Annotated in this window: 23 protein-coding genes; 19 read left to right on the top strand and 4 right to left on the bottom strand. The window is 50.1% G+C overall.

What is annotated here, in order from left to right; genetic code table 11:
- Positions 1 to 3: 3 nt before the first annotated feature.
- Positions 4 to 903: a DMT family transporter gene (locus ABUA47_RS09075; protein ID WP_005823661.1), complete on the bottom strand. Its 900-nt coding sequence runs from the start codon at positions 901 to 903 to the stop codon at positions 4 to 6.
- Positions 904 to 972: 69 nt separating this feature from the next.
- Complete coding sequence (gene truA, locus ABUA47_RS09070; protein ID WP_009037085.1) at positions 973 to 1,725, bottom strand: tRNA pseudouridine(38-40) synthase TruA; 753 nt, start codon at positions 1,723 to 1,725, stop codon at positions 973 to 975.
- Between the two features lie 195 nt (positions 1,726 to 1,920).
- Between truA and ABUA47_RS09065 the strand changes: the two genes are divergently transcribed.
- The gene (locus ABUA47_RS09065) at positions 1,921 to 2,604 is read left to right on the top strand and encodes a DUF5715 family protein (protein ID WP_117945586.1); all 684 of its coding nucleotides are present in this window, start codon (positions 1,921 to 1,923) and stop codon (positions 2,602 to 2,604) included.
- Positions 2,605 to 2,621: 17 nt separating this feature from the next.
- Here ABUA47_RS09065 and ABUA47_RS09060 read toward each other — a convergent pair whose 3' ends face one another.
- Both ABUA47_RS09060 and ABUA47_RS09055 read right to left on the bottom strand, forming a co-directional pair.
- Positions 2,622 to 3,185, bottom strand: a complete 564-nt coding sequence (locus tag ABUA47_RS09060) for a YdeI/OmpD-associated family protein (RefSeq protein ID WP_005823665.1) — start codon at positions 3,183 to 3,185, stop codon at positions 2,622 to 2,624.
- A gap of 29 nt (positions 3,186 to 3,214) precedes the next feature.
- Complete coding sequence (locus ABUA47_RS09055) at positions 3,215 to 4,726, bottom strand: bifunctional ADP-dependent NAD(P)H-hydrate dehydratase/NAD(P)H-hydrate epimerase (protein ID WP_008665510.1); 1,512 nt, start codon at positions 4,724 to 4,726, stop codon at positions 3,215 to 3,217.
- 389 nt (positions 4,727 to 5,115) lie between these two features.
- Between ABUA47_RS09055 and ABUA47_RS09050 the strand changes: the two genes are divergently transcribed.
- The 18 genes from ABUA47_RS09050 to pyrF form a co-directional block, all read left to right on the top strand.
- On the top strand, positions 5,116 to 6,654 hold the full coding sequence (locus ABUA47_RS09050; protein ID WP_035449991.1) for a peptide MFS transporter: 1,539 nt from the start codon (positions 5,116 to 5,118) through the stop codon (positions 6,652 to 6,654).
- A 41-nt stretch (positions 6,655 to 6,695) separates the two neighbouring features.
- Positions 6,696 to 7,232 carry a hypoxanthine phosphoribosyltransferase gene (gene hpt, locus ABUA47_RS09045; protein WP_005823670.1) on the top strand — a complete coding sequence of 179 codons (537 nt, stop codon included), beginning with the start codon at positions 6,696 to 6,698 and terminating at the stop codon, positions 7,230 to 7,232.
- A gap of 42 nt (positions 7,233 to 7,274) precedes the next feature.
- The gene (locus tag ABUA47_RS09040; protein ID WP_005823672.1) at positions 7,275 to 7,847 is read left to right on the top strand and encodes an adenylate kinase; all 573 of its coding nucleotides are present in this window, start codon (positions 7,275 to 7,277) and stop codon (positions 7,845 to 7,847) included.
- Positions 7,848 to 7,861: 14 nt separating this feature from the next.
- A complete protein-coding gene (gene obgE, locus ABUA47_RS09035; RefSeq protein WP_349831557.1) occupies positions 7,862 to 9,043 on the top strand; it encodes a GTPase ObgE in 1,182 nt (393 codons plus the stop codon).
- Positions 9,040 to 9,867: a peptidoglycan editing factor PgeF gene (pgeF, locus tag ABUA47_RS09030; RefSeq protein ID WP_009037100.1), complete on the top strand. Its 828-nt coding sequence runs from the start codon at positions 9,040 to 9,042 to the stop codon at positions 9,865 to 9,867. The genes obgE and pgeF overlap by 4 nt, the downstream gene beginning before the upstream one ends.
- On the top strand, positions 9,867 to 10,532 hold the full coding sequence (locus tag ABUA47_RS09025) for a B3/4 domain-containing protein (RefSeq protein WP_005823677.1): 666 nt from the start codon (positions 9,867 to 9,869) through the stop codon (positions 10,530 to 10,532). The genes pgeF and ABUA47_RS09025 overlap by 1 nt, the downstream gene beginning before the upstream one ends.
- Positions 10,533 to 11,252 (top strand): M23 family metallopeptidase, encoded by a 720-nt coding sequence (locus ABUA47_RS09020; protein ID WP_005823679.1) that lies wholly within the window; start codon positions 10,533 to 10,535, stop codon positions 11,250 to 11,252.
- Positions 11,253 to 11,261: 9 nt separating this feature from the next.
- Positions 11,262 to 12,263 (top strand): PhoH family protein, encoded by a 1,002-nt coding sequence (locus ABUA47_RS09015; RefSeq protein ID WP_005823681.1) that lies wholly within the window; start codon positions 11,262 to 11,264, stop codon positions 12,261 to 12,263.
- A 27-nt stretch (positions 12,264 to 12,290) separates the two neighbouring features.
- Positions 12,291 to 13,232 carry a phosphoribosylaminoimidazolesuccinocarboxamide synthase gene (locus tag ABUA47_RS09010; protein ID WP_005823683.1) on the top strand — a complete coding sequence of 314 codons (942 nt, stop codon included), beginning with the start codon at positions 12,291 to 12,293 and terminating at the stop codon, positions 13,230 to 13,232.
- Positions 13,233 to 13,970, top strand: coding sequence for a bifunctional demethylmenaquinone methyltransferase/2-methoxy-6-polyprenyl-1,4-benzoquinol methylase UbiE (gene ubiE / locus ABUA47_RS09005; RefSeq protein ID WP_005823685.1), 738 nt, complete (start codon positions 13,233 to 13,235; stop codon positions 13,968 to 13,970).
- Between the two features lie 31 nt (positions 13,971 to 14,001).
- On the top strand, positions 14,002 to 14,556 hold the full coding sequence (locus ABUA47_RS09000; RefSeq protein ID WP_016272588.1) for a hypothetical protein: 555 nt from the start codon (positions 14,002 to 14,004) through the stop codon (positions 14,554 to 14,556).
- Between the two features lie 48 nt (positions 14,557 to 14,604).
- Positions 14,605 to 15,351, top strand: coding sequence for a shikimate dehydrogenase family protein (locus ABUA47_RS08995; protein ID WP_035449996.1), 747 nt, complete (start codon positions 14,605 to 14,607; stop codon positions 15,349 to 15,351).
- Positions 15,351 to 16,346 carry an alpha/beta hydrolase gene (locus tag ABUA47_RS08990; RefSeq protein WP_035449998.1) on the top strand — a complete coding sequence of 332 codons (996 nt, stop codon included), beginning with the start codon at positions 15,351 to 15,353 and terminating at the stop codon, positions 16,344 to 16,346. Before ABUA47_RS08995 ends, ABUA47_RS08990 begins: the two co-directional genes overlap by 1 nt.
- A gap of 40 nt (positions 16,347 to 16,386) precedes the next feature.
- A complete protein-coding gene (locus ABUA47_RS08985; RefSeq protein WP_005823693.1) occupies positions 16,387 to 17,295 on the top strand; it encodes a TPM domain-containing protein in 909 nt (302 codons plus the stop codon).
- A 171-nt stretch (positions 17,296 to 17,466) separates the two neighbouring features.
- On the top strand, positions 17,467 to 18,048 hold the full coding sequence (locus ABUA47_RS08980; RefSeq protein ID WP_005835359.1) for a LemA family protein: 582 nt from the start codon (positions 17,467 to 17,469) through the stop codon (positions 18,046 to 18,048).
- Positions 18,049 to 18,160: 112 nt separating this feature from the next.
- Positions 18,161 to 19,330, top strand: a complete 1,170-nt coding sequence (locus tag ABUA47_RS08975; protein ID WP_035450000.1) for an AIR synthase-related protein — start codon at positions 18,161 to 18,163, stop codon at positions 19,328 to 19,330.
- 4 nt (positions 19,331 to 19,334) lie between these two features.
- Positions 19,335 to 20,447, top strand: a complete 1,113-nt coding sequence (prfA, locus tag ABUA47_RS08970; RefSeq protein WP_035450002.1) for a peptide chain release factor 1 — start codon at positions 19,335 to 19,337, stop codon at positions 20,445 to 20,447.
- Positions 20,448 to 20,481: 34 nt separating this feature from the next.
- Positions 20,482 to 21,252, top strand: a 771-nt coding sequence (gene pyrF, locus ABUA47_RS08965; protein ID WP_349831556.1) for an orotidine-5'-phosphate decarboxylase, incomplete at its 3' end; no start/stop codon positions are given.

The following is a 21,252-nucleotide window of genomic DNA, read 5'->3' as shown; positions in this document are numbered from 1 at the left end:
TGTTTATTTACTCCCCAAATATAGGAAGAACATTCCAATCAACACCAAAATGAGGTCGACAGCCTTGCTTTTTAAATTCTTTTCACGGAAGAAAAGCGCACCGAAAAGGAAGGAAACAACAACGCTTCCACGACGCACCATCGAAACGATGGAAATCATGGAGTCCTCATAGCTCAGGGCATAAAAATAGACAAAGTCTGCCGCACAAAGGAAAATGGAGATACAGATAATGGTCCAGTCCCAACGAAACGGGGTACTTTCTTTTCGCTTGGGGTACCACAACAGCAAGATAATGGGGCACATGATAAAGACTTGGTAGACATTATACCACGACTGCACCAGCATCGGATTGAGCTGCTTCATCAGATATTTGTCATACAGCCCACTGACAGCTCCAGCAACGGCAGCCAGCACGATGAAAAGAATCCATTTGTTATGCTTGAAGTCGATTCCCTCCTTCTTGCCCGAACGGCTCAGCATGAAAAAGGATACTATGGCAAGCATCACGCCAATCCATTGATAAAGGTTCAAGCGTTCGCCAAACACAAGCATGGCACCTACAAGCACCATCACGGGGCGCGTCGCATTAATCGGTCCCACGATGGTCAGCGGCAGATGCTTCATCCCGAAATAACCGAATATCCAGGAAGAGAGCACGATAAACGACTTGACAACAATAAACTTATGCACCTCCCACCCCACCACGGGAACATCAAACATCGTACCTCCCAACACCGACGGCGCAAAGGCAGATACCAGAATGAAAGGAAGAAATATCAGGCTCGAGAACAGCGTGTTCAGGAAAAGTACCGGCAGTACGGCATTGTCACGAAGCGACTTCTTCTTGAAGACATCGTAAAATCCCAATAAGGCAGCAGAGAGGAAAGCAAGCAATAACCACATAGAATTAATTAAAAATTAAGAATTAAAAATTAAAAGGAGGGGGGTACGTTTTTGTAGTGCATCCCTCTTTTATTCTAAAAAAGTAGTTTCCGGATAGGCTACATCCACTAGAAACAATGCATTTCCGGGAACGGAGGTTCCTGCCTGACAACGGTCCTTCTGTTCGATGACGCGTCGGAAACCCTCAACAGAAAGTTTTCCGCGACCCACTTCGAGCAAAGTACCGACAATGGCGCGTACCATGTTCCGCAGGAACCGGTCGGCCTGGATGGTGAACACCCAGGTCACATCGTCTACCCGGGTCCAGGCGGCATGCATAATCTTGCAATTATTGGTTTTGACATCCGTATGAAGTTTGCTGAAGCTGGTAAAGTCCGTATAGTCAAACAAGGTTTGGGCAGCCTCATTCATCCGTTCAAAGTCCGGTGTTTGGAACAGACGGCAACGATATTGGCGGTTGAAAGGAGACTTGGCGGTAGTGACATAATACTTATACATCCGCGCCGTAGCATCAAAGCGGGCATGTGCATCGGGCTTCACGGCCCGCAAGCGGTATACGGAAATATCGGGAGGAAGCAGACGATTCAGCTTATCCGTCATAAAAACAGTGTCCAGAGGAGAATCACTGTCAAAGTGAGCTACCATCAGTGAGGCATGCACCCCGGCATCGGTACGCCCCGCTCCCACGACTTCCACCTCGCGACGCAGCAAGGTACTCAGCGCCTTCATCAAACACTCCTGCACACTCGCTCCATTCGGCTGGATTTGCCAGCCGTGATAAGCGGTGCCATCATAAGCCAGGTATATAAAATATCGTTGCACGGTCTTTTTTGTGTGCAAAGATAGTGCAAACCGAATACAGAACTTTCATGCTCGCATGAAAAAGTAATGTTGAGGTGCAGCCTATATTCGCTTTTTCAGCAAAGACAGTGCTAATTTAAGAAGGTTTGCATTATCTTTGCAAGGTTTTCACCACAGATTAACGCAGATTTTTCACAGACATAGTACATTTATAAGATGAGATATTCTTCCAGAATCCTACCTATACTGATAATTGTCGCAGCTGCCGCAACATTCACCTTTGCCGGCTGCAAGAAGAAAGACATGTCGCTCAAGTTGAACGAACCGCGCAACATTCGGGGCGTTGTCAGCTACAAACGCTCGTTCGGAGACTTGAATGAGAAACATCTCAATGTAGCCCAAGCCATCGGCATACGTGTGCTTTCCTCCCGCGAGGAAGCAGAAAAGATGAAGGAGCAACTGCAACCTATCACGACGAACGAGCTCTATGCCGTGGATTCACTGACGCATTCCATCCCTTTTCTCATTCCGGGCGCCGCCAGCCTACTGGATACCATCGGACACAACTTCCTTGATTCACTGACCGCCAAGGGGCTGAATCCAAACAAGATAATTGTGACTTCCGTACTCCGCACCCAAGACGACGTAAAACGCCTGCGCCGCCGTAACGGCAATGCTTCTCCAAACTCGGCACATTTTTACGGAACGACATTCGATGTCAGTTGGAAGCGCTTTCAGAAAATAGAAGACGAGGATGGACGTCCTTTGCAGGATGTCAGCGCAGATACCTTAAAACTGGTTCTTTCGGAAGTGCTCCGTGACCTGCGGAAAGCCGATAAATGCTACATCAAGTACGAGTTGAAGCAAGGATGCTTCCACATTACGACAAGAGAGAAATAAGCGGAAAAGAATTAGCGTTAATAGTATTTTTCAATCCCGCCAAACCCTATTATTATTTTGTTCTCTTTCGTTTTACAGATAAAGTTATTTAATCGCCTTTCAAATTCTTCCGGTCGTTTCCTCGCCGCTTCAATGTATGCGATTCGGATACGTTTATAGGGGTCAGAGAAACTCTGATAATTCTTCCATATTCTTTCATCCTCTTTCAATCTGTCGATTATATCATTTGGAAAAACAAAAGGAACCGACAAGACAGTTCGTATTTTATCCTCAAATTCAAGATGTATCATTTTATGCTCCAGCAACCATTTCAACCTTTCTTTGTTGGCTTGCGAATAGGTACTTTTAGGATTCCTGGGTGTGAAACGCTGAATTTTATGTTCTTTGTCAAGTGACTTTATCGTGCTGTCAATCCACCCGAAACAAAGGGCCTCTTCAACAGCGTCATTATATACAATACTTTTCTCGCTTGAAGATTTAGTAGGAAACACAAACCAGACTCCATCGGCAGTATCGAAATTGTCAGCCAGCCACTTCCGCCAATCTTTTCTGTTTTCAAAATATCTTATTTCTGTTGACATGACAAGCCATCCAAATTACACTTCTCTCCTTATTCTTCCAGCATCTTCCACGCTAGCGGCAGGCAGGCAACTATATCCCCCACCGTCATCCCCACTGCCCCCTGCTTCTTGCAGGCAACATCTCCCGCCAGTCCGTGCACATACGTGGCCAGGCAGGCAGCCTTCTCCGGCTCATAGCCTTGGGCAAGCAAGGCAAGCACCACTCCGGTCAGCACATCACCGCTGCCTCCCGTTGCCATACCCGGATTGCCGGTAGGGTTGAAAAAACATTTCCCGGCAGGAGTGACAATGGCAGAATAAGCGCCTTTCAAGATGATGTGCACTCCGGCGCTCTTCGCCAGCTCACGAGCCTTCATCAGGCGCTCGTACGAATTCTGGCATTTGCCTACAAGACGCTCCAGCTCCTTGGGGTGCGGAGTCAGAATACTCCCTTTGGGCAGACGCCCTATATAGTTACGCTTCTCGCCCAGCAAGTTCAGGGCATCAGCATCCACCACCATCGGAGTCTGGCATGTCTCTATCTGCTCCAGCAGAGCCGCCTCGGTCTCCGCCGCCTTTCCCAGTCCCGGGCCTATCGCCACGGCCTGGTAATCGTCCGTATCGGTAGCGGCGGCAAAGCAGGTGTCGCTGATATCCAGCTCCGTCATGGCTTCGGGCACGGAAGTCTGCACAATGAAGTTGTTGCAGAACGGCACATGTACCGTCAGCAGCCCCACACCTGAACGCAGACACGCACGCGCAGCCAGCACCGAGGCCCCCGCCATCCCCTGCGAACCGGCTATCAGCAGTGCGCGGCCGAAGTTCCCCTTATGGGCAAACCGGCTGCGCGGCTTCAGCAGGGCAGACACGTCTTCATGCTCCAGCAAGCGGAAGTCCGTTTCCATGTCATGGATGGCATCCTCGCTGAGCCCGATGTCCAGCAACTGCCATTCGCCCACATACGGCTCGTTCTCGGCAAAGAGAAATGCCAGTTTCGGCAGTTGCAGGCTCAGCGTCAGATGGGCACGGACGATATTCGTATGTACGTTGTAGGTGTTGTCCTCACCCATCAGTCCCGACGGGATGTCGATGGACACCACCGTGGCGGGCGAGGCATTGATGTACTTCACTACGGCTGCAAAACCGCCGCTCAGAGCCTTGTTCAGACCGCTGCCGAAGAGGCCGTCTATCACCACATGGTCTGCCGTCAGCACGGGAGGCACAAACTGAGTGGTCACTTCGTGGAAGTCCACGCCCGGCACGTCGGCCAGCCGCTCCTTGTTCGTCTCGCAGTCCGGCGAAAGCGTCCCTTTCGTATTGAAGAGATACACCTCGAGCCGGTAGCCCTTCCCGGCCAGCAGTCGCGCCAGGGCAAGCGCATCGCCACCGTTGTTCCCCGGTCCGGCAAAAACGGTGAGCGGCGTGTCCGGCTCCCAACGCTCGGCAATGGCACGGGCCAATGCGCGTGAGGCACGTTCCATCAGGTCGATGGAGGCAATCGGTTCATTCTTTATGGTATCTGCATCCAGTTGCTTGATGCTTGTAGTAGGAAATATCTTCATAATAGGATTATCTTAAAATCGTAGAGCAAAGATAGGGCTTTGATTTCAACTGTACAAAGAGAAGACGTTTTTTATCAAGTTGCTTTGCCCCCCGGGAAAAAATATCTGCTCCGTAAGGAAAAGTTGTCTTCAATGCAAAGGATTCTTAGAACAAAGCCTTTATTCTTAGAAACAAAAGCTCTATTTCTATAAACAAAAGCTTTATTTACAGAAACAGAAATTCTGTTTTAAGTTTGCGTAGGCTTACGGACAAGTTTGCACAAGCTTGTCGGCAAGTTCCCGCAGGCTTGTCGGCAAGTTTCTAATTATACCCATTAACTTACGCAAAATAATGACTAATTTTGTACCCTCAACATATAATAAAAGCCAAAACAATAAAAGCATATTCAATGAGTACATCCCGACACCCGAAAGGTCTTTACCTTATCTTCGCCACCAGCACGGCAGAGCGTTTCAGCTACTACGGCATGCGTGCCATCTTCATTCTGTTCCTCACCCAGGCACTCCTTTTCGACAAGGAGCACGCCGCCTCCATCTACGGCAGCTACACCGGACTGGTGTACCTGACACCCTTAATCGGCGGCTACATCGCCGACAAATACTGGGGCATCCGCCGTTCCGTCTTCTGGGGGGCCATGATGATGGCAGTCGGCCAGTTCCTGATGTTTGCCAGTGCCTCGATGCTGGAGGCGCGTGAGCTTTCGCATTGGCTGATGTACGGCGGACTGACTTTCCTTATATTGGGCAACGGCTGCTTCAAGCCCACCGTCTCCTCCCTGGTGGGGCAGCTCTACGAGCCGGGTGACAAACGGCTGGATTCCGCCTACACTATCTTCTATATGGGTGTCAACGTGGGTTCCTTCCTCGCCCCGCTGGTCTGCGGCTATTTTGGCGAGACGGGCAACCCTCACGACTTCCGATGGGGCTTCCTCATTGCCGCCATCGTCACCGTGCTGACGGTCGTCCTCTTCGAAACCCAGAAGAACAAGTACCTCATCGGCCCCGACGGCAAGCCCCTCGGCATCATCCCCGACGCCCGCAAGGAACGGCCCCAGGCAGACAACACCGCCCGGAAGAGTGCCCATGCCAACGGACGGACCATGCGCAACTACCTGCTGCTCGCCCTGCTCGCCATCGCGCTTGCCGGTTTCTTCTACTGGTGCTTCGGGGACGATTGGATAAGCATCGGCATCTTCACCGCCTGCATCGTGTTTCCCGTCAGCATCCTGCTGGAAGGCTCGCTCACCAAGACGGAGCGCGACCGCATCTTCGTCATCTACATCATCGCCTTCTTCGTCATTTTCTTCTGGGCGGCCTACGAGCAGGCAGGCGCCTCGCTCACGCTTTTCGCCTCCGAGCAGACCGACCGCGTCATCCTGGGGTGGGAAATGCCCGCCTCCTGGATTCAGTCCTTCAACCCCTTCTTTGTGGTGATACTTGCCGCCATCATGCCGGGCGTATGGGGCGCCCTGGGCAAGCGGGGCATGGAGCCCGCCTCGCCCACCAAGCAAGCCATCGGCCTGCTACTGCTTTCACTGGGCTATCTCGTCATCTGCCTTGGGGTGAAAGATGTTCAGCCGGGCATCAAGGTGAGTCTCATTTGGCTGACGGGGCTCTACTTCATCCATACCATGGGCGAAATCTGCCTCTCGCCCATCGGACTCTCCATGGTGAACAAGCTCACGCCCATCCGCTTCGCCTCGCTGATGATGGGGATATGGTACCTCTCCACCGCCACTGCCAATAAGTTTGCAGGCACGCTGAGCGGGCTCTACCCCGAAGCCGGAAAGGTAAAGACGCTACTGGGCTATCGCATCGAGACGATGTACGATTTCTTCATGGTGTTCGTCGTCATGTCTGCCACGGCATCGCTTATCCTCTTCCTGCTTTCAAAGAAATTACAGAAGATGATGCATGGAGTGGAATAAAAATCGTATTTTTGCGGCAACTTTCTAAAAACATCCCATCTATGGATACCATACAAATAAAAGACAAGATGTTCACAGTCTCCATCAAGGAGCAGGACATACTGAAAGAAGTAACCCGTGTAGCGAACGAAATCAACCGCGACCTGGCAGGAAAGAATCCTCTATTCCTCAGCGTACTGAACGGTTCGTTCATGTTTACCGCCGATTTGCTGAAACGAATCACGATTCCCTGCGAAATTTCGTTTGTCAAATTGGCATCTTATCAAGGAGTATCCTCTACCGGGGTAATTAAGGAAGTAATAGGCATCAATGAAGACCTCACAGACCGTACAGTGGTCATTGTAGAGGACATAGTAGATACGGGACTCACCATGCAACGCTTACTGGACACCCTCGGCACTCGCGGTCCCAGGGAGATTCATATTGCCTCCCTACTGGTGAAACCTGATAAGCTGAAAGTTGATTTAAACATAGAATATGTGGCCATGAATATTCCGAACGACTTCATCGTGGGCTACGGGTTGGATTATGACGGCTTCGGGCGCAACTATCCCGACATTTATACTGTAGTAGACTGATACAGACATAATATAGTAAATCATTAAATAATAACTAAGCAAATGTTGAACATTGTAATTTTTGGTGCTCCCGGTTCAGGTAAGGGAACACAAAGTGAAAAGATTGTAGAAAAGTATGGCATCAACCACATCTCTACCGGAGACGTGCTCCGTGCTGAAATGAAAAACGGTACAGAACTGGGCAAGACTGCTAAAGGTTATATCGACCAGGGCCAGTTGATCCCCGATGAGTTGATGATTGATATTCTGGCAAGCGTATTCGACAGCTTCAAGGATAGCAAAGGCGTGATTTTCGACGGCTTCCCCAGAACAATCGCCCAGGCTGAAGCATTAAAGAAGATGCTCGCCGAACGCGGACAGGAAGTCAGCGTGATGCTCGACCTCGACGTGCCCGAAGAAGAACTGATGAAGCGCCTCATCAAGCGCGGACAAGAATCAGGACGTGCAGACGACAATGAAGAGACAATCAAGAAGCGTCTGGTGGTTTACCACTCACAGACAGCTCCGCTGATTGACTGGTACAAGCAGGACGGCAAATACCAACACATCCAGGGCTTCGGCGTATTGGAAGAAATCTTTGCCGATGTTTGCAAGGCTATTGACGCAGTGAAATAACAATAAAACAGAATATGGCTGAATCGAATTTTGTTGACTACGTAAAAATATATTGCCGCTCCGGAAAGGGCGGACGAGGTTCTACGCATATGCGGCGTGAGAAATACATACCCAACGGAGGCCCCAACGGAGGTGACGGAGGACGAGGAGGCCATGTCATCCTGCGGGGTAACCGCAACTACTGGACGCTACTCCATCTGAAGTACGATCGCCACATCCTGGCAGGTCACGGAGAATCCGGTTCCAAAAACCGCAGTTTCGGAAAAGACGGAGCGGACAAGGTGATTGAAGTGCCCTGCGGCACGGTGGTGTACAACGCCGAAACGGGTGAATATATCTGCGACGTCACCGAGCACGAACAAGAAGTCATCTTGCTGAAAGGCGGACGCGGAGGTCTGGGTAACTGGCACTTCAAAACCGCCACACGCCAGGCTCCCCGCTTTGCACAACCGGGCGAACCGATGCAGGAGTTGACGGTAATCATGGAACTGAAGCTGCTGGCAGACGTCGGTCTGGTAGGTTTCCCCAATGCAGGAAAATCCACTTTACTGGCATCCGTTTCTGCGGCGAAGCCCAAAATCGCCAATTATCCGTTTACAACGCTGGAACCCAATCTGGGCATCGTGTCCTATCGCGACAGCAAATCGTTTGTGATGGCGGACATTCCCGGCATCATCGAAGGAGCCAGTGCCGGCAAAGGCTTAGGATTGCGTTTCCTGCGCCACATCGAGCGCAACTCATTGTTGCTGTTCATGGTGCCTGCCGACAGTGACGACATCCGTAAGGAATACGAAATCCTGTTGAACGAGCTTCGCACTTTCAACCCCGAAATGCTGGACAAACAGAGAGTGCTTGCCGTCACCAAATGCGACATGCTCGACCAGGAACTGATGGACGAGATAGAGCCGACACTGCCCGAAGGGATTCCGCATATATTCATCTCTGCTGTCTCCGGCATGGGCATCTCTACGCTGAAAGACATCCTTTGGGAAGAGCTGAACAAGGAAAGTAATAAGATAGAAGGCAAAGTGGACAGCATTGCCCATCGCGCCAAAGACCTCAGCCACCTGCAGGAAGAATTGAAAGAAGAGGGTGAGGACGAGGACCTCAGCTATGAATACGTCAACGACGACGAGGACATAGAGGACCTCGAGGACTTTGAATACGAAGAAGATTGGGAGGAAGATAAAAAATGATTCCTCTTACAGAAGATAGGAAAATGTTGGGATATGAGCTGCTTGCCTCATATCCCGGCATTTCTTGTTTTGTAACCACCCGCCACGGTGGATGCAGCCAAGGTAACTATGCCTCCCTCAACTGTACACCTTACACGGGAGACGAAGCCGAAGCTGTACGCCGCAACCAGGAAATAGTATGTTCTTCCCTGCCCCAACGCCCCCAAGAACTGGTCATCCCGTTTCAGACCCACGGGACAAAGGCACTTGTCATTGACGGAACTTATCTGCATGCAACAGCAGAAGAACGCCACTCCATGTTGCAGGGCATTGATGCACTGATAACCCGTGAACCGGGCTGCTGCATCTGCATCTCTACGGCAGACTGCATTCCCATCCTGCTCTACGACCGGAAGAATGCCGTGATAGCCGCTGTTCATGCCGGATGGCGCGGCACTGTGAATTACATCCTCGGCCACACACTCGACAAGATGCGTGCCCGCTATGGCACAGAGGGCAAAGAAGTGATAGCCTGCATCGGCCCCGGCATCTCCCTTTCCGCCTTCGAGGTAGGCGACGAAGTCTATGAAGCATTCCGTAAGAACGGTTTCCAGATGGATTACATCTCCGAATGGAAACCCGCCACCCACAAATACCATATCGACCTATGGGCTGCCAACCGACTGCAACTACTGGACTTCGGAGTACCTTCCGCACAAGTGGAGACAGCCAATATATGTACTTTTACCCAATATGAAGAGTTTTTCTCGGCACGCCGGATGGGTATCAAATCCGGAAGGATATTGTCGGGAATCATGTTAACCCATTCAAACGGATTGCATTAATGTATCATATCACACTTTCTAAAGAAATCAAGCAGAATTGCCCCGAATTCCGCGGTGCAGCCGTATTTGCCGAAGTGACAAATACCCCATATTGCGAAGGGTTGTGGCAAGAAATCGCAACTTTCACCCAAGAGCTAAGAGCCCGTGAAACCACGGACAGCATCAAGTACCAACCCGTCATTGCCGCCACCCGCGAAGCCTACAAACGTTGCGGCAAGGACCCCAGCCGCTACCGTCCCTCGGCCGAAGCACTGAGACGGCGACTGCTGCGCGGATTGGAACTCTATCAGATAGATACGTTGGTAGACCTTATCAACCTTGTCTCCCTACGTACGGGCCACTCTATCGGCGGATTTGATGCCGACGAGATACAAGGGACCGACCTTGAGCTGGGCATAGGACGTGCCGAGGAATTGTTCGAGGGTATAGGCCGCGGCATGCTGAACATAGAAGGGCTGCCCGTCTACCGCGACCGTATAGGCGGTATCGGTACCCCGACCAGCGACCACGAACGCACCAAGATGAAACTTGAAACCCGCCATATCCTTGCCATTGTCAACGGCTACAACGGGCAGGAAGGTCTGAAAGAAGCAGCCGAAATGATATTGGAACTGTTGGAGAAATATGCTTCCTCTACCAGTGGGACTATACAATATTTTGAATAAATGAGAATCCGTATTCTTGTCCCTCTCCTGCTCATAGCCCTTGGTGCCACGGCACAAGGGAAGAAAACGGTCTTTTCCACCATGGAAACCAACCATATCCGCGTTGCCACTCCGGGACTGTTTTCGCAAAGAGAACTGATAGAGCTACCTTTGGAGGACATTCCGGACACGGAATACTCCTTTCCCCTGCCTGGAGGAAAAGTCATCTCCCCTTACGGACGGGGGCGGGGACGCCACAGTGGCATAGACATCAAGACCTACGCCAAAGACACCATACGGAGTGCCTTCAACGGCGTAGTACGGATGTCCAAGCCTTATAGCGCCTACGGCAATGTCGTCGTCGTACGCCATGACTTCGGACTGGAAACGATATACAGCCACAACTTCAAAAACCTTGTACATTGTGGCGACACAGTCAAAGCCGGACAGCCCATCGCACTGACCGGACGCACCGGACGCGCCTCTACCGAGCATCTGCACTTCGAGACACGCGTCAACGGCCAGCACTTCGACCCCAATATCATCTTCAACATGAAGGAGCAGACGCTGAACCGGCAACGCATCGGATGCTCAAAAAAAGGAAACGGCATCGTCGTGCAACAATTACCGACAATCTACCCGAAGCCACTGCAAAAAAAATACCCAATGGAACTGTTTAAGTATCCAAACGTTTCACTACATTTGCAGAACGTTTCACTAAAAGAACGAATTGAACTTTAAAACATATCAATGATAGAAAAACTGATTGTTCTTGAAGATATTGACCCGGTAATATTTTATGGCGTAAACAACGCCAACATGCAGCTGATAAAGGCCTTGTATCCCAAGCTTCGCATCGTTGCCCGCGGCAATGTCATCAAAGTATTGGGTGATGAGGAGGAAATGTGTGCATTCGAGGAGAACATCACCAAGCTGGAGAAATACTGTGCCGAATACAACTCTTTGAAAGAAGAGGTCATTATAGACATCATCAAAGGCAATGCCCCGCAAGCGGAAAAATCGGGCAATGTCATTGTATTCAGCGTAACCGGAAAGCCGATTATCCCGCGCAGCGAGAACCAGCTGAAGCTGGTAGAGGCATTTGCCAAGAATGACATGCTGTTTGCCATCGGTCCCGCCGGTTCAGGAAAGACCTATACAGCCATCGCGCTTGCCGTGCGGGCACTAAAGAATAAGGAGATAAAGAAAATCATCCTCAGCCGCCCTGCCGTAGAAGCCGGAGAAAAGCTCGGTTTCCTGCCCGGCGACATGAAGGACAAGATAGACCCGTATCTGCAACCACTCTATGACGCCCTGCAGGACATGATACCTGCCGCCAAGCTGAAAGAGTATATGGAGCTGAACATCATCCAGATTGCCCCCCTCGCCTTTATGCGCGGACGCACACTGAACGATGCCGTCGTCATTCTGGATGAAGCGCAGAACACGACCACCCAGCAAATCAAGATGTTCCTCACCCGCATGGGCATGAACACCAAGATGATTGTCACGGGAGACATGACGCAGATTGACTTGCCTTCTTCCCAGACTTCCGGTCTGGTGCAGGCACTGAAGATTCTGAAAGGCGTAAAAGGCATCAGTTTCGTGGAGCTGAACAAGAAAGACATCGTACGCCATAAGTTGGTAACTCAGATTGTGGAGGCCTACGAGAAGTTCGACAAGGAAGCGAAAGCGGAGCGTGAACGACGCAAAGCCGAACAAGCCGATAGTAAGATTGAACAGAAACAGTAAATTCTCAAAATCGTAAATATTACAAAGATGAAAGCATTAACAGCAACTGAATTTAACTTTCCCGGACAGAAAAGCGTGTACCACGGAAAAGTTCGTGATGTGTACAACATCAATGGTGAAAAGTTGGTCATGGTAGCTACCGACCGCATCTCAGCCTTTGACGTAGTATTGCCGAAAGGTATTCCCTTCAAAGGACAAATGTTGAACCAGATTGCAGCAAAATTCCTGGATGCCACAACCGACATCTGCCCCAACTGGAAAATGGCTACACCCGATCCGATGGTGACGGTAGGTGTGATGTGTGAAGGATTCCCCGTAGAAATGATTGTACGCGGTTACCTCTGTGGCAGCGCATGGCGTGCCTACAAGAGCGGTGTACGTGAAATCTGCGGCGTGAAGTTGCCCGAAGGGATGAAGGAAAACCAGAAATTCCCTGAACCCATCATCACCCCGACCACTAAAGCCGAGATTGGCGAACACGATGCCGACATCTCCAAAGAAGAAATCCTGGCACAAGGTCTTGCCACACCCGAAGAATATGCCGTATTGGAGCAATACACCATGGCCCTCTTCAAACGCGGTACCGAGATTGCAGCGGAACGCGGATTGATTCTGGTAGACACCAAATACGAATTCGGCAAGCACGACGGCAAGATTTACCTGATGGACGAAATCCATACGCCCGACTCCAGCCGCTACTTCTACTCCGAAGGCTACGAAGAACGTTTTGCCAACGGCGAACCGCAAAAGCAACTCTCCAAGGAGTTTGTACGCGAATGGCTGATGGACAACGGTTTCCAAGGCAAGGAAGGACAGCAGGTACCGGAAATGACCGACGAAATCGTTACTTCAATCAGCGAACGTTACATCGAACTGTACGAACACATCACCGGCGAGAAGTTTGTAAAGGAAGATACCAGCAACATTGCCGAACGCATTGAAAAGAATGTAACCGAATATTTAAAGTAAATGGACTATCCCCAAGAACACATCAAGCCCTACGGTAATGACGGCAAGAAGAGCGAACAAGTGGAAGAAATGTTCGACAACATCGCTCCTGCCTACGACAAGCTGAATCACACCCTATCCATGGGCATCGACCGCAGCTGGCGTAGGAAAGCAATCAAGTACCTACGTCCTTTCCGCCCCCGGCGTATTATGGACGTAGCTACCGGCACCGGCGATTTCGCCATCCTTGCATGCCGCGAACTGCAACCCGATAGCCTGATTGGCACCGACATCTCGGAAGGCATGATGAACGTGGGACGTGAAAAAGTAAAGCAGGCGCACCTCTCGAACAAGATTTCATTTGTCCGGGAGGACTGCACCTCCCTCTCGTTTGCCGACGAAAGCTTCGACGCCGTGACCGTAGCGTTCGGCATCCGCAACTTCGAAGGGCTGGACAAGGGACTGTCCGAGATGTGCCGCGTACTAAAGACCGGCGGACATCTCGTCATACTGGAGCTCTCCACACCAGACCGCTTCCCGATGAAACAGTTGTTCACCATCTACTCCAAAGTTGTCATCCCCCTGCTCGGTAAATGTATTTCGAAAGACAACAGCGCCTACACCTATCTACCGGAAAGTATTCGCGCCTTCCCGCAGGGAGAAGTGATGCAGGAGGTAATCCGCAAGGCAGGCTTCAGCGAAGTGCACTTCAAGCGGCTGACTTTCGGGATATGTACACTTTATGTGGCAACTAAATAAAAAGAAGAAACTTATATAAAAAAGAGACCTTATGAAAGCTACACACACCCTCTATTTATTATTTATTTCCCTCCTTTGCGTTGCCGGTTTCACAGCTTGCGATGATTCGGGAAGTGATGATATGATATGGGATTTTGCTCCTATCGAACTGCATATCGCAGTACAAGATGCTCAAGGTAATGATTTGTTGAATCCTGAAACTCCCGGCAACATTGCCAAGCAAGGAATCAAGGCAATCTATAATGGAAAAATATATGAAAAGGACGTTCCAATAAGCCAAACCAAAGCTTACCTTGCACACTTCAACGGTCTGCAAACAATGAAATTTGAAACTGGCAAATACTTTCTCACTTTTGGAGAATTCAATGGCGACGATACATTCGATAACGAAAAAGTGATAATAGACTGGAACGATGGTACTCAAGACGTCATCACCTTCTCTAGCAAACTGATCTGGAAATCAAAAAATAAACCCGTATTCGACAGAAAGTTCTGTTTGAACGGAAAAGACAACGGATTGCAATTCGGAGGTTTTGTTATCATCAAAGAACCGGTAATCACCTCCTCAACTACTTCCGACCAATAATGTACTCCATAAACAAACGAATATAGTTCAATCAATAACTAAAATATTATGCAGAAATACGGTTTAATAGGTTACCCGTTGAAACATTCCTTTTCTATCGGATATTTCAATGAGAAATTCAAGGCAGAAAATATTGATGCAGAATATGTAAATTTCGAAATTCCACGTATCGAGGATTTCATGGAAGTTATCGAGGAAAATCCCAACCTCTGTGGACTGAATGTGACTATCCCTTACAAGGAGCAAGTCATCCCCTACCTGGACGAACTGGACAAAGACACAGCCAAGATAGGCGCCGTCAATGTCATTAAGATTATCCGCCTTCCCAAAGGCAAAGTGAAACTGGTTGGCTACAACTCCGACATCATAGGATTTACACAATCCATAGAACCACTTTTGCAACCACAACACAAGAAAGCCCTGATTTTGGGTACCGGCGGTGCATCGAAAGCCGTATATCGCGGGCTGGAGAACCTGAGTATAAAAAGTACCTTCGTATCACGCGCCAAGAAAGAGGATAAATACCTCACTTACGAAGAACTGACACCGAAAATCATGCAAGAGTACACAGTGATTGTCAACTGTACCCCAGTAGGCATGTATCCCAAAGTGGATTTCTGTCCCAATATTCCTTACGAACTACTGACTCCCAACCATTTGCTCTATGATTTGTTATATAATCCAAACGAAACCCTTTTCATGAAGAAAGGCCAGGCACAAGGAGCCGTCACTAAGAACGGTCTGGAAATGTTACTGCTGCAAGCCTTTGCTGCATGGGAAATTTGGAATAAATAATGAAGAAAACCATAAAATATTCGATTCTCGGTCTGGCTGCCCTCTGCACCGTAGTACTGTGCGGAGGGTACTATATGCTGGGGCATGCTCTGAAACCCGAAGGCCTTATCACACGCAGTCGCAACATTGCCGAATCCTACAACTTCATGTTCGAGCAATATCCCGAACTGCAACCGTGGGTAGACAGTTTGGTGACTGTAGGAGCATTGAAGGACTTCTACATTGAGAACGACCATGGAGAGACGCTACACGCACTCTACGTTGCCGCCGCCCACCCCACCCCAAAAACAGCAGTCATCGTACACGGATATACGGATAATGCCGTGCGCATGCTGATGATAGGCTATCTGTACAACAAGGAGATGGACTTCAACATCTTGCTGCCCGACCTCTACGGGCACGGGATGAGCGAGGGAAACCATGCACAGATGGGCTGGAAAGACCGGCTTGACGTACTGCAATGGACCGAAACCGCTGACGAACTCTTCGGGCGCCGCCATACAGACAGCGTAGCATCCCGCAGCACAGAGATGGTAGTGCACGGTATCTCCATGGGAGCCGCCACCACCATGATGGTATCCGGCGAAGTGGAGCATGGTCAATACCAACAGCCTTTCATCAAGTGTTTCGTAGAAGACTGCGGCTACACAAGCGTATGGGACGAGTTTCGCGGAGAACTGAAAGCACAGTTCAACCTGCCCGCCTTCCCTCTTCTGCATACAGCAAACTGGCTCTGCCGGCAAGAGTACGGATGGGACTTCCTGGAAGCCTCTGCTTTGGAGCAAGTAAAGAAATGTACTTTGCCGATGCTCTTCATCCACGGCGATGCCGACACCTTTGTGCCGACGTGGATGGTCTATCCCCTCTACGAAGCCAAGCCCGAACCCAAAGAATTATGGATTGTGCCCGGTGCCACGCATGCTATGTCTTACAAGGATTATCCGCAGGAATACACCGAACATGTAAAGAAATTCGTAGGAAAATACATACATTGATGTGATTTTACCTATCTTCGCCGCAACAAATATTGGTAGTATGAGACGATTTATTTCCATAACATTCTTCTTATGCCTGCTCTTATCCTTGCAGGCACAAGAAGTCTACACCACTAAGAATATTCCTAAAGTACACCTTCAGGACAAGACACGCTATGTGTGCAACCCAGCCGGAATCCTATCCACGGAGGCATGTGACAATATAGACCGTATGCTCTATGCATTGGAGCAGCAAACTGGCATTGAAACGGTAGTTGCCGTTGTCCCGTCCATCGGACAAGAAGACTGTTTTGATTTCTCACACCAGCTGCTCAATGAATGGGGAGTAGGGAAAAAAGAAAAAAACAACGGTTTGGTCATTCTGCTGGTAACCGACCAACGCTGCATCCAGTTTTATACGGGATACGGTTTAGAAGGGGACCTTCCTGATGCCATCTGCAAACGTATACAGACCAAATACATGATTCCCTATCTGAAAGACGGTAATTGGGATGCTGGAATGGTAGCGGGTGTAAAGGCAGTCTGTTCACGTCTTGACGGCACTATGGTGAATGACACGGAAGAGGAGGATGACCTCTCCGTAGGAGGTATCCTACTGGGGCTTATCGGTTTCCTCGCAGTGGCATCTATTATAGGCATCCTTGCCCAACGCGCTGCCAACAAATGCCCCAACTGCGGACAACATAAATTGCAACGTAGCAGCAGCATACTCATCTCACGCCGCAATGGAGTGAAAACGGAAGATGTGACCTACACCTGCCGCAATTGCGGACATAAAGTAGTGCGCCGCCAGCAGTCATACGATGAAAATTACCGGGGAGGAGGCGGAGGTGGTCCGGTCATCTTCGGTGGTGGAGGTCTCTTCGGCGGAAGTGGCGGAGGAGGCTTCAGCGGTGGTAGCTTCGGAGGCGGTATGGGAGGTGGCGGTGGAGCCGGTTCCCGGTTCTAACGCCGAGGATGTGTCATCTGTGTGCCATCAACCGTTTTGACACACCTTCGAGGATACTGGAAGAAAATAAAACGTTTACATAGAATATAATTAAATGATTAATAACTGCCTTCCCCTCCTCCCCTCTCTCTATCGGAGAGGAATCGGAGGTGAGGCCTAAAAATGAAAAGTATGAAGAAATCAACCATTATCATTATCGTTGTTATAGCTCTTCTCGCCATTTGGGGTGTAACCGGCTATAACGGACTCGTAACCATGGACGAAAATGTCAGCGGACAATGGTCGAACGTAGAAACCCAATACCAACGCCGTGCCGACCTGATTCCGAACTTGGTGAATACCGTGAAAGGATATGCCACGCACGAGAAGGAAACACTGGAAGGTGTAGTAGAAGCCCGCAGCAAAGCCACTCAAATCAAAGTGGATGCGGCAGACCTTACTCCGGAAAAGCTGGCTGAATATCAGAAAGCACAAGGTGCGGTGACTTCCGCCCTCGGTAAATTGCTTGCCATCACAGAAAACTATCCGGACTTGAAAGCAAATCAGAATTTCCTGGAACTGCAGGCACAGCTGGAAGGTACGGAAAACCGTATCAACGTAGCACGTACCAACTTCAACAATGCAGCCAAGAACTTCAATACAGCCATTCGCCGTTTCCCCAAGAATATCCTTGCCGGTCTCTTCGGTTTTGAGAAACGAGCTTATTTCGAAGCGGCAGAAGGAGCGGAACAAGCTCCCCAGGTACAATTCTGATAAATACACAACTCTATAGCGAGGCACAAAGGCGAGAAACTTTGTGCCTCGCTTTGTGTTGTAGAAGATTAGATGTATCTTTGCACATTCAATTGAACAAACCTATTATCTCATGAGTAATCAACGATACATGATGCGAGGCGTCAGCGCATCAAAGGAAGATGTGCACAACGCCATCAAGAATATCGACAAAGGTATTTTCCCGCAGGCTTTCTGCAAAATTATCCCCGACATTTTGGGCGGTGACCCGGAGTATTGCAACATTATGCATGCCGATGGAGCAGGCACCAAGTCCAGTCTTGCCTATATGTACTGGAAGGAAACCGGCGACCTGGGTGTGTGGAAAGGCATTGCACAAGATGCACTGATTATGAACATCGACGACCTGCTTTGTGTGGGTGCGGTAGACAACATTCTGGTATCCTCTACCATCGGACGTAATAAACTGCTCATCCCCGGCGAAGTAATCTCAGCCATCATCAACGGTACGGATGAACTGCTTGCCGAACTCCGCGAAATGGGAGTAGGCGTTTATGCCACCGGTGGCGAAACAGCCGACGTGGGCGACCTTGTACGTACCATTATCGTAGACTCGACAGTGACCTGCCGCATGAAGCGCTCAGATGTTATAGACAATGCCAATATCCGTCCGGGCGATGTGATTGTAGGTCTGGCATCTTACGGAAAGGCTACTTATGAGAAAGAATACAATGGCGGTATGGGCAGTAACGGACTGACCAGCGCACGCCACGATGTATTCTCCAAATACCTGGCAGAGAAATACCCTGAAAGCTATGACAAGGCTGTACCCGAAGAGCTGGTATACAGTGGCAAGCTAAAACTGACAGACAGTGTCGAAGACAGTCCGCTGGATGCAGGAAAGCTGGTACTTTCCCCCACCCGCACCTACGCACCGGTAGTTAAGAAGCTGCTCGATGCGCTCCGTCCCCAAATCCACGGTATGGTACACTGCTCGGGCGGCGCACAAACCAAGGTACTGCACTTTGTGGGAGACAACTGCCGTGTCATCAAAGACAATCTCTTCCCCGTTCCACCGTTGTTCAAGACCATCAAGGAGCAGAGCGATACGGACTGGAGCGAAATGTACAAGGTGTTCAATATGGGGCATCGCCTGGAAGTGTACCTCTCTCCCGAACATGCAGAAGAGGTGATTGCTATTTCGAAGAGTTTCAACATCGATGCACAGATTGTAGGCCGCGTGGAAGAAAGCAACAAGAAAGAACTGATTATCAAGAGTGAATTCGGAGAGTTCAAGTATTAAATATATGGCAGACAACAATACCATACTCGAAAAGCTGGAAGGGCTTGTCGCCCGCTTCGAAGAAGTGTCGACCTTGATTACAGACCCGGCAGTGATTGCGGACCAGAAGCGTTACGTCAAGCTCACCAAAGAATATAAAGAACTGGGCGACCTAATGAATGCCCGCAAAGAGTACATGCAAGTACTGCGCGGCATAGAAGAAGCCAAAGAAATCATCGCCAACGAAACAGACCAGGAGATGCGGGAAATGGCACGCGAAGAGCTGGATGCCTGCCAAACCCGCCAACCGGAACTGGAAGAGCAGATAAAGCTGCTGCTCGTCCCCGCCGACCCGCAGGACAGCCGTAATGCCATCCTCGAAATTCGTGGCGGCACGGGTGGTGACGAAGCGGCAATCTTTGCCGGCGACCTCTTCCGCATGTACACCAAGTACTGCGAATCCAAGGGATGGAGAATGGAGATATCCAGCGCCAACGAAGGTGCAGCCGGCGGTTTCAAGGAAATTGTCTGCTCCGTGACGGGCGACAATGTATATGGCACCCTGAAATATGAATCGGGCGTGCACCGCGTGCAGCGCGTACCGGCCACAGAAACGCAAGGACGCGTACACACCTCAGCCGCTAGCGTAGCCGTGCTTCCCGAAGCCGAAGAGTTCGACGTAGTTATCAACGAAGGTGAAATCAAGTGGGACACCTTCCGAAGCGGTGGTGCCGGCGGTCAGAACGTGAACAAGGTGGAATCCGGCGTGCGCCTGCGCTACAACTGGAAGAATCCCAACACAGGCATAGTCGAAGAAATCCTCATCGAATGTACCGAGACACGCGACCAGCCCAAGAACAAGGAACGCGCCCTCTCGCGCTTGCGTACCTTCATCTACGACAAGGAACACCAGAAGTACATCGACGACATCGCCTCCAAGCGTAAGACGATGGTCAGCACTGGCGACCGCTCCGCCAAGATACGCACCTACAACTATCCGCAAGGACGCATCACGGACCACCGCATCAACTACACCATCTACAATCTCGCCGCCTTCATGGACGGAGACATCCAAGACTGCATCGACCACCTGATTGTGGCGGAAAATGCAGAAAGACTGAAAGAGAGCGAGCTGTAAGGCAGTGATAAGTAACCCGTAACTAAAAAATAATATGAACAAACAGCAATTATTCGAGAACATCAAGCGCAAGAAGTCATTCCTTTGCGTAGGTCTTGACACCGACATCAAGAAAATACCCGAGCATCTTCTGAAAGAGGAAGACCCTATATTCGCTTTCAACAAAGCCATCATCGACGCTACTGCCGACCTCTGCATCGCCTACAAGCCCAATCTGGCATTTTATGAGAGCATGGGCGTGAAAGGCTGGATAGCTTTCGAGAAAACCGTAAACTACATCAAGCAGAACTATCCCGACCAATTCATCATCGCCGACGCCAAACGCGGTGACATCGGGAACACCTCTGCCATGTATGCCCGCACCTTCTTCGAAGAGCTGGATATAGATTCCGTAACCGTAGCTCCCTACATGGGCGAAGACAGTGTGACCCCGTTCCTTACGTACGAAGGCAAATGGGTAATCCTGCTTGCGTTGACCAGCAACAAAGGCTCGCACGACTTCCAGCTGACGGAAGACACCAACGGCGAACGCCTCTTCGAAAAAGTGCTCCGCAAATCCCAGGAGTGGGCCAGTGACGAACAGATGATGTACGTAGTAGGCGCCACACAAGGCCGCGCCTTCGAAGATATCCGCAAGATTGTTCCCGAACACTTCCTATTGGTTCCCGGCGTAGGCGCACAAGGCGGCTCCCTGGAAGAAGTCTGCAAGTATGGCATGAACAAGACTTGCGGCCTGATTGTCAACTCCAGCCGTGGCATCATCTACGTGGACAAGACAGAGAACTTCGCCGCCGCCAGCCGAAAA

The organism is Bacteroides sp. RTP31139st1_H2_RTP31139_211217, assembly GCF_040227615.1.
Taxonomy (GTDB): Bacteria; Bacteroidota; Bacteroidia; order Bacteroidales; family Bacteroidaceae; genus Bacteroides; species Bacteroides uniformis.
Note: the sequence above shows the minus strand (reverse complement) of the source record. Positions and strands in the feature narration are given on the sequence as shown.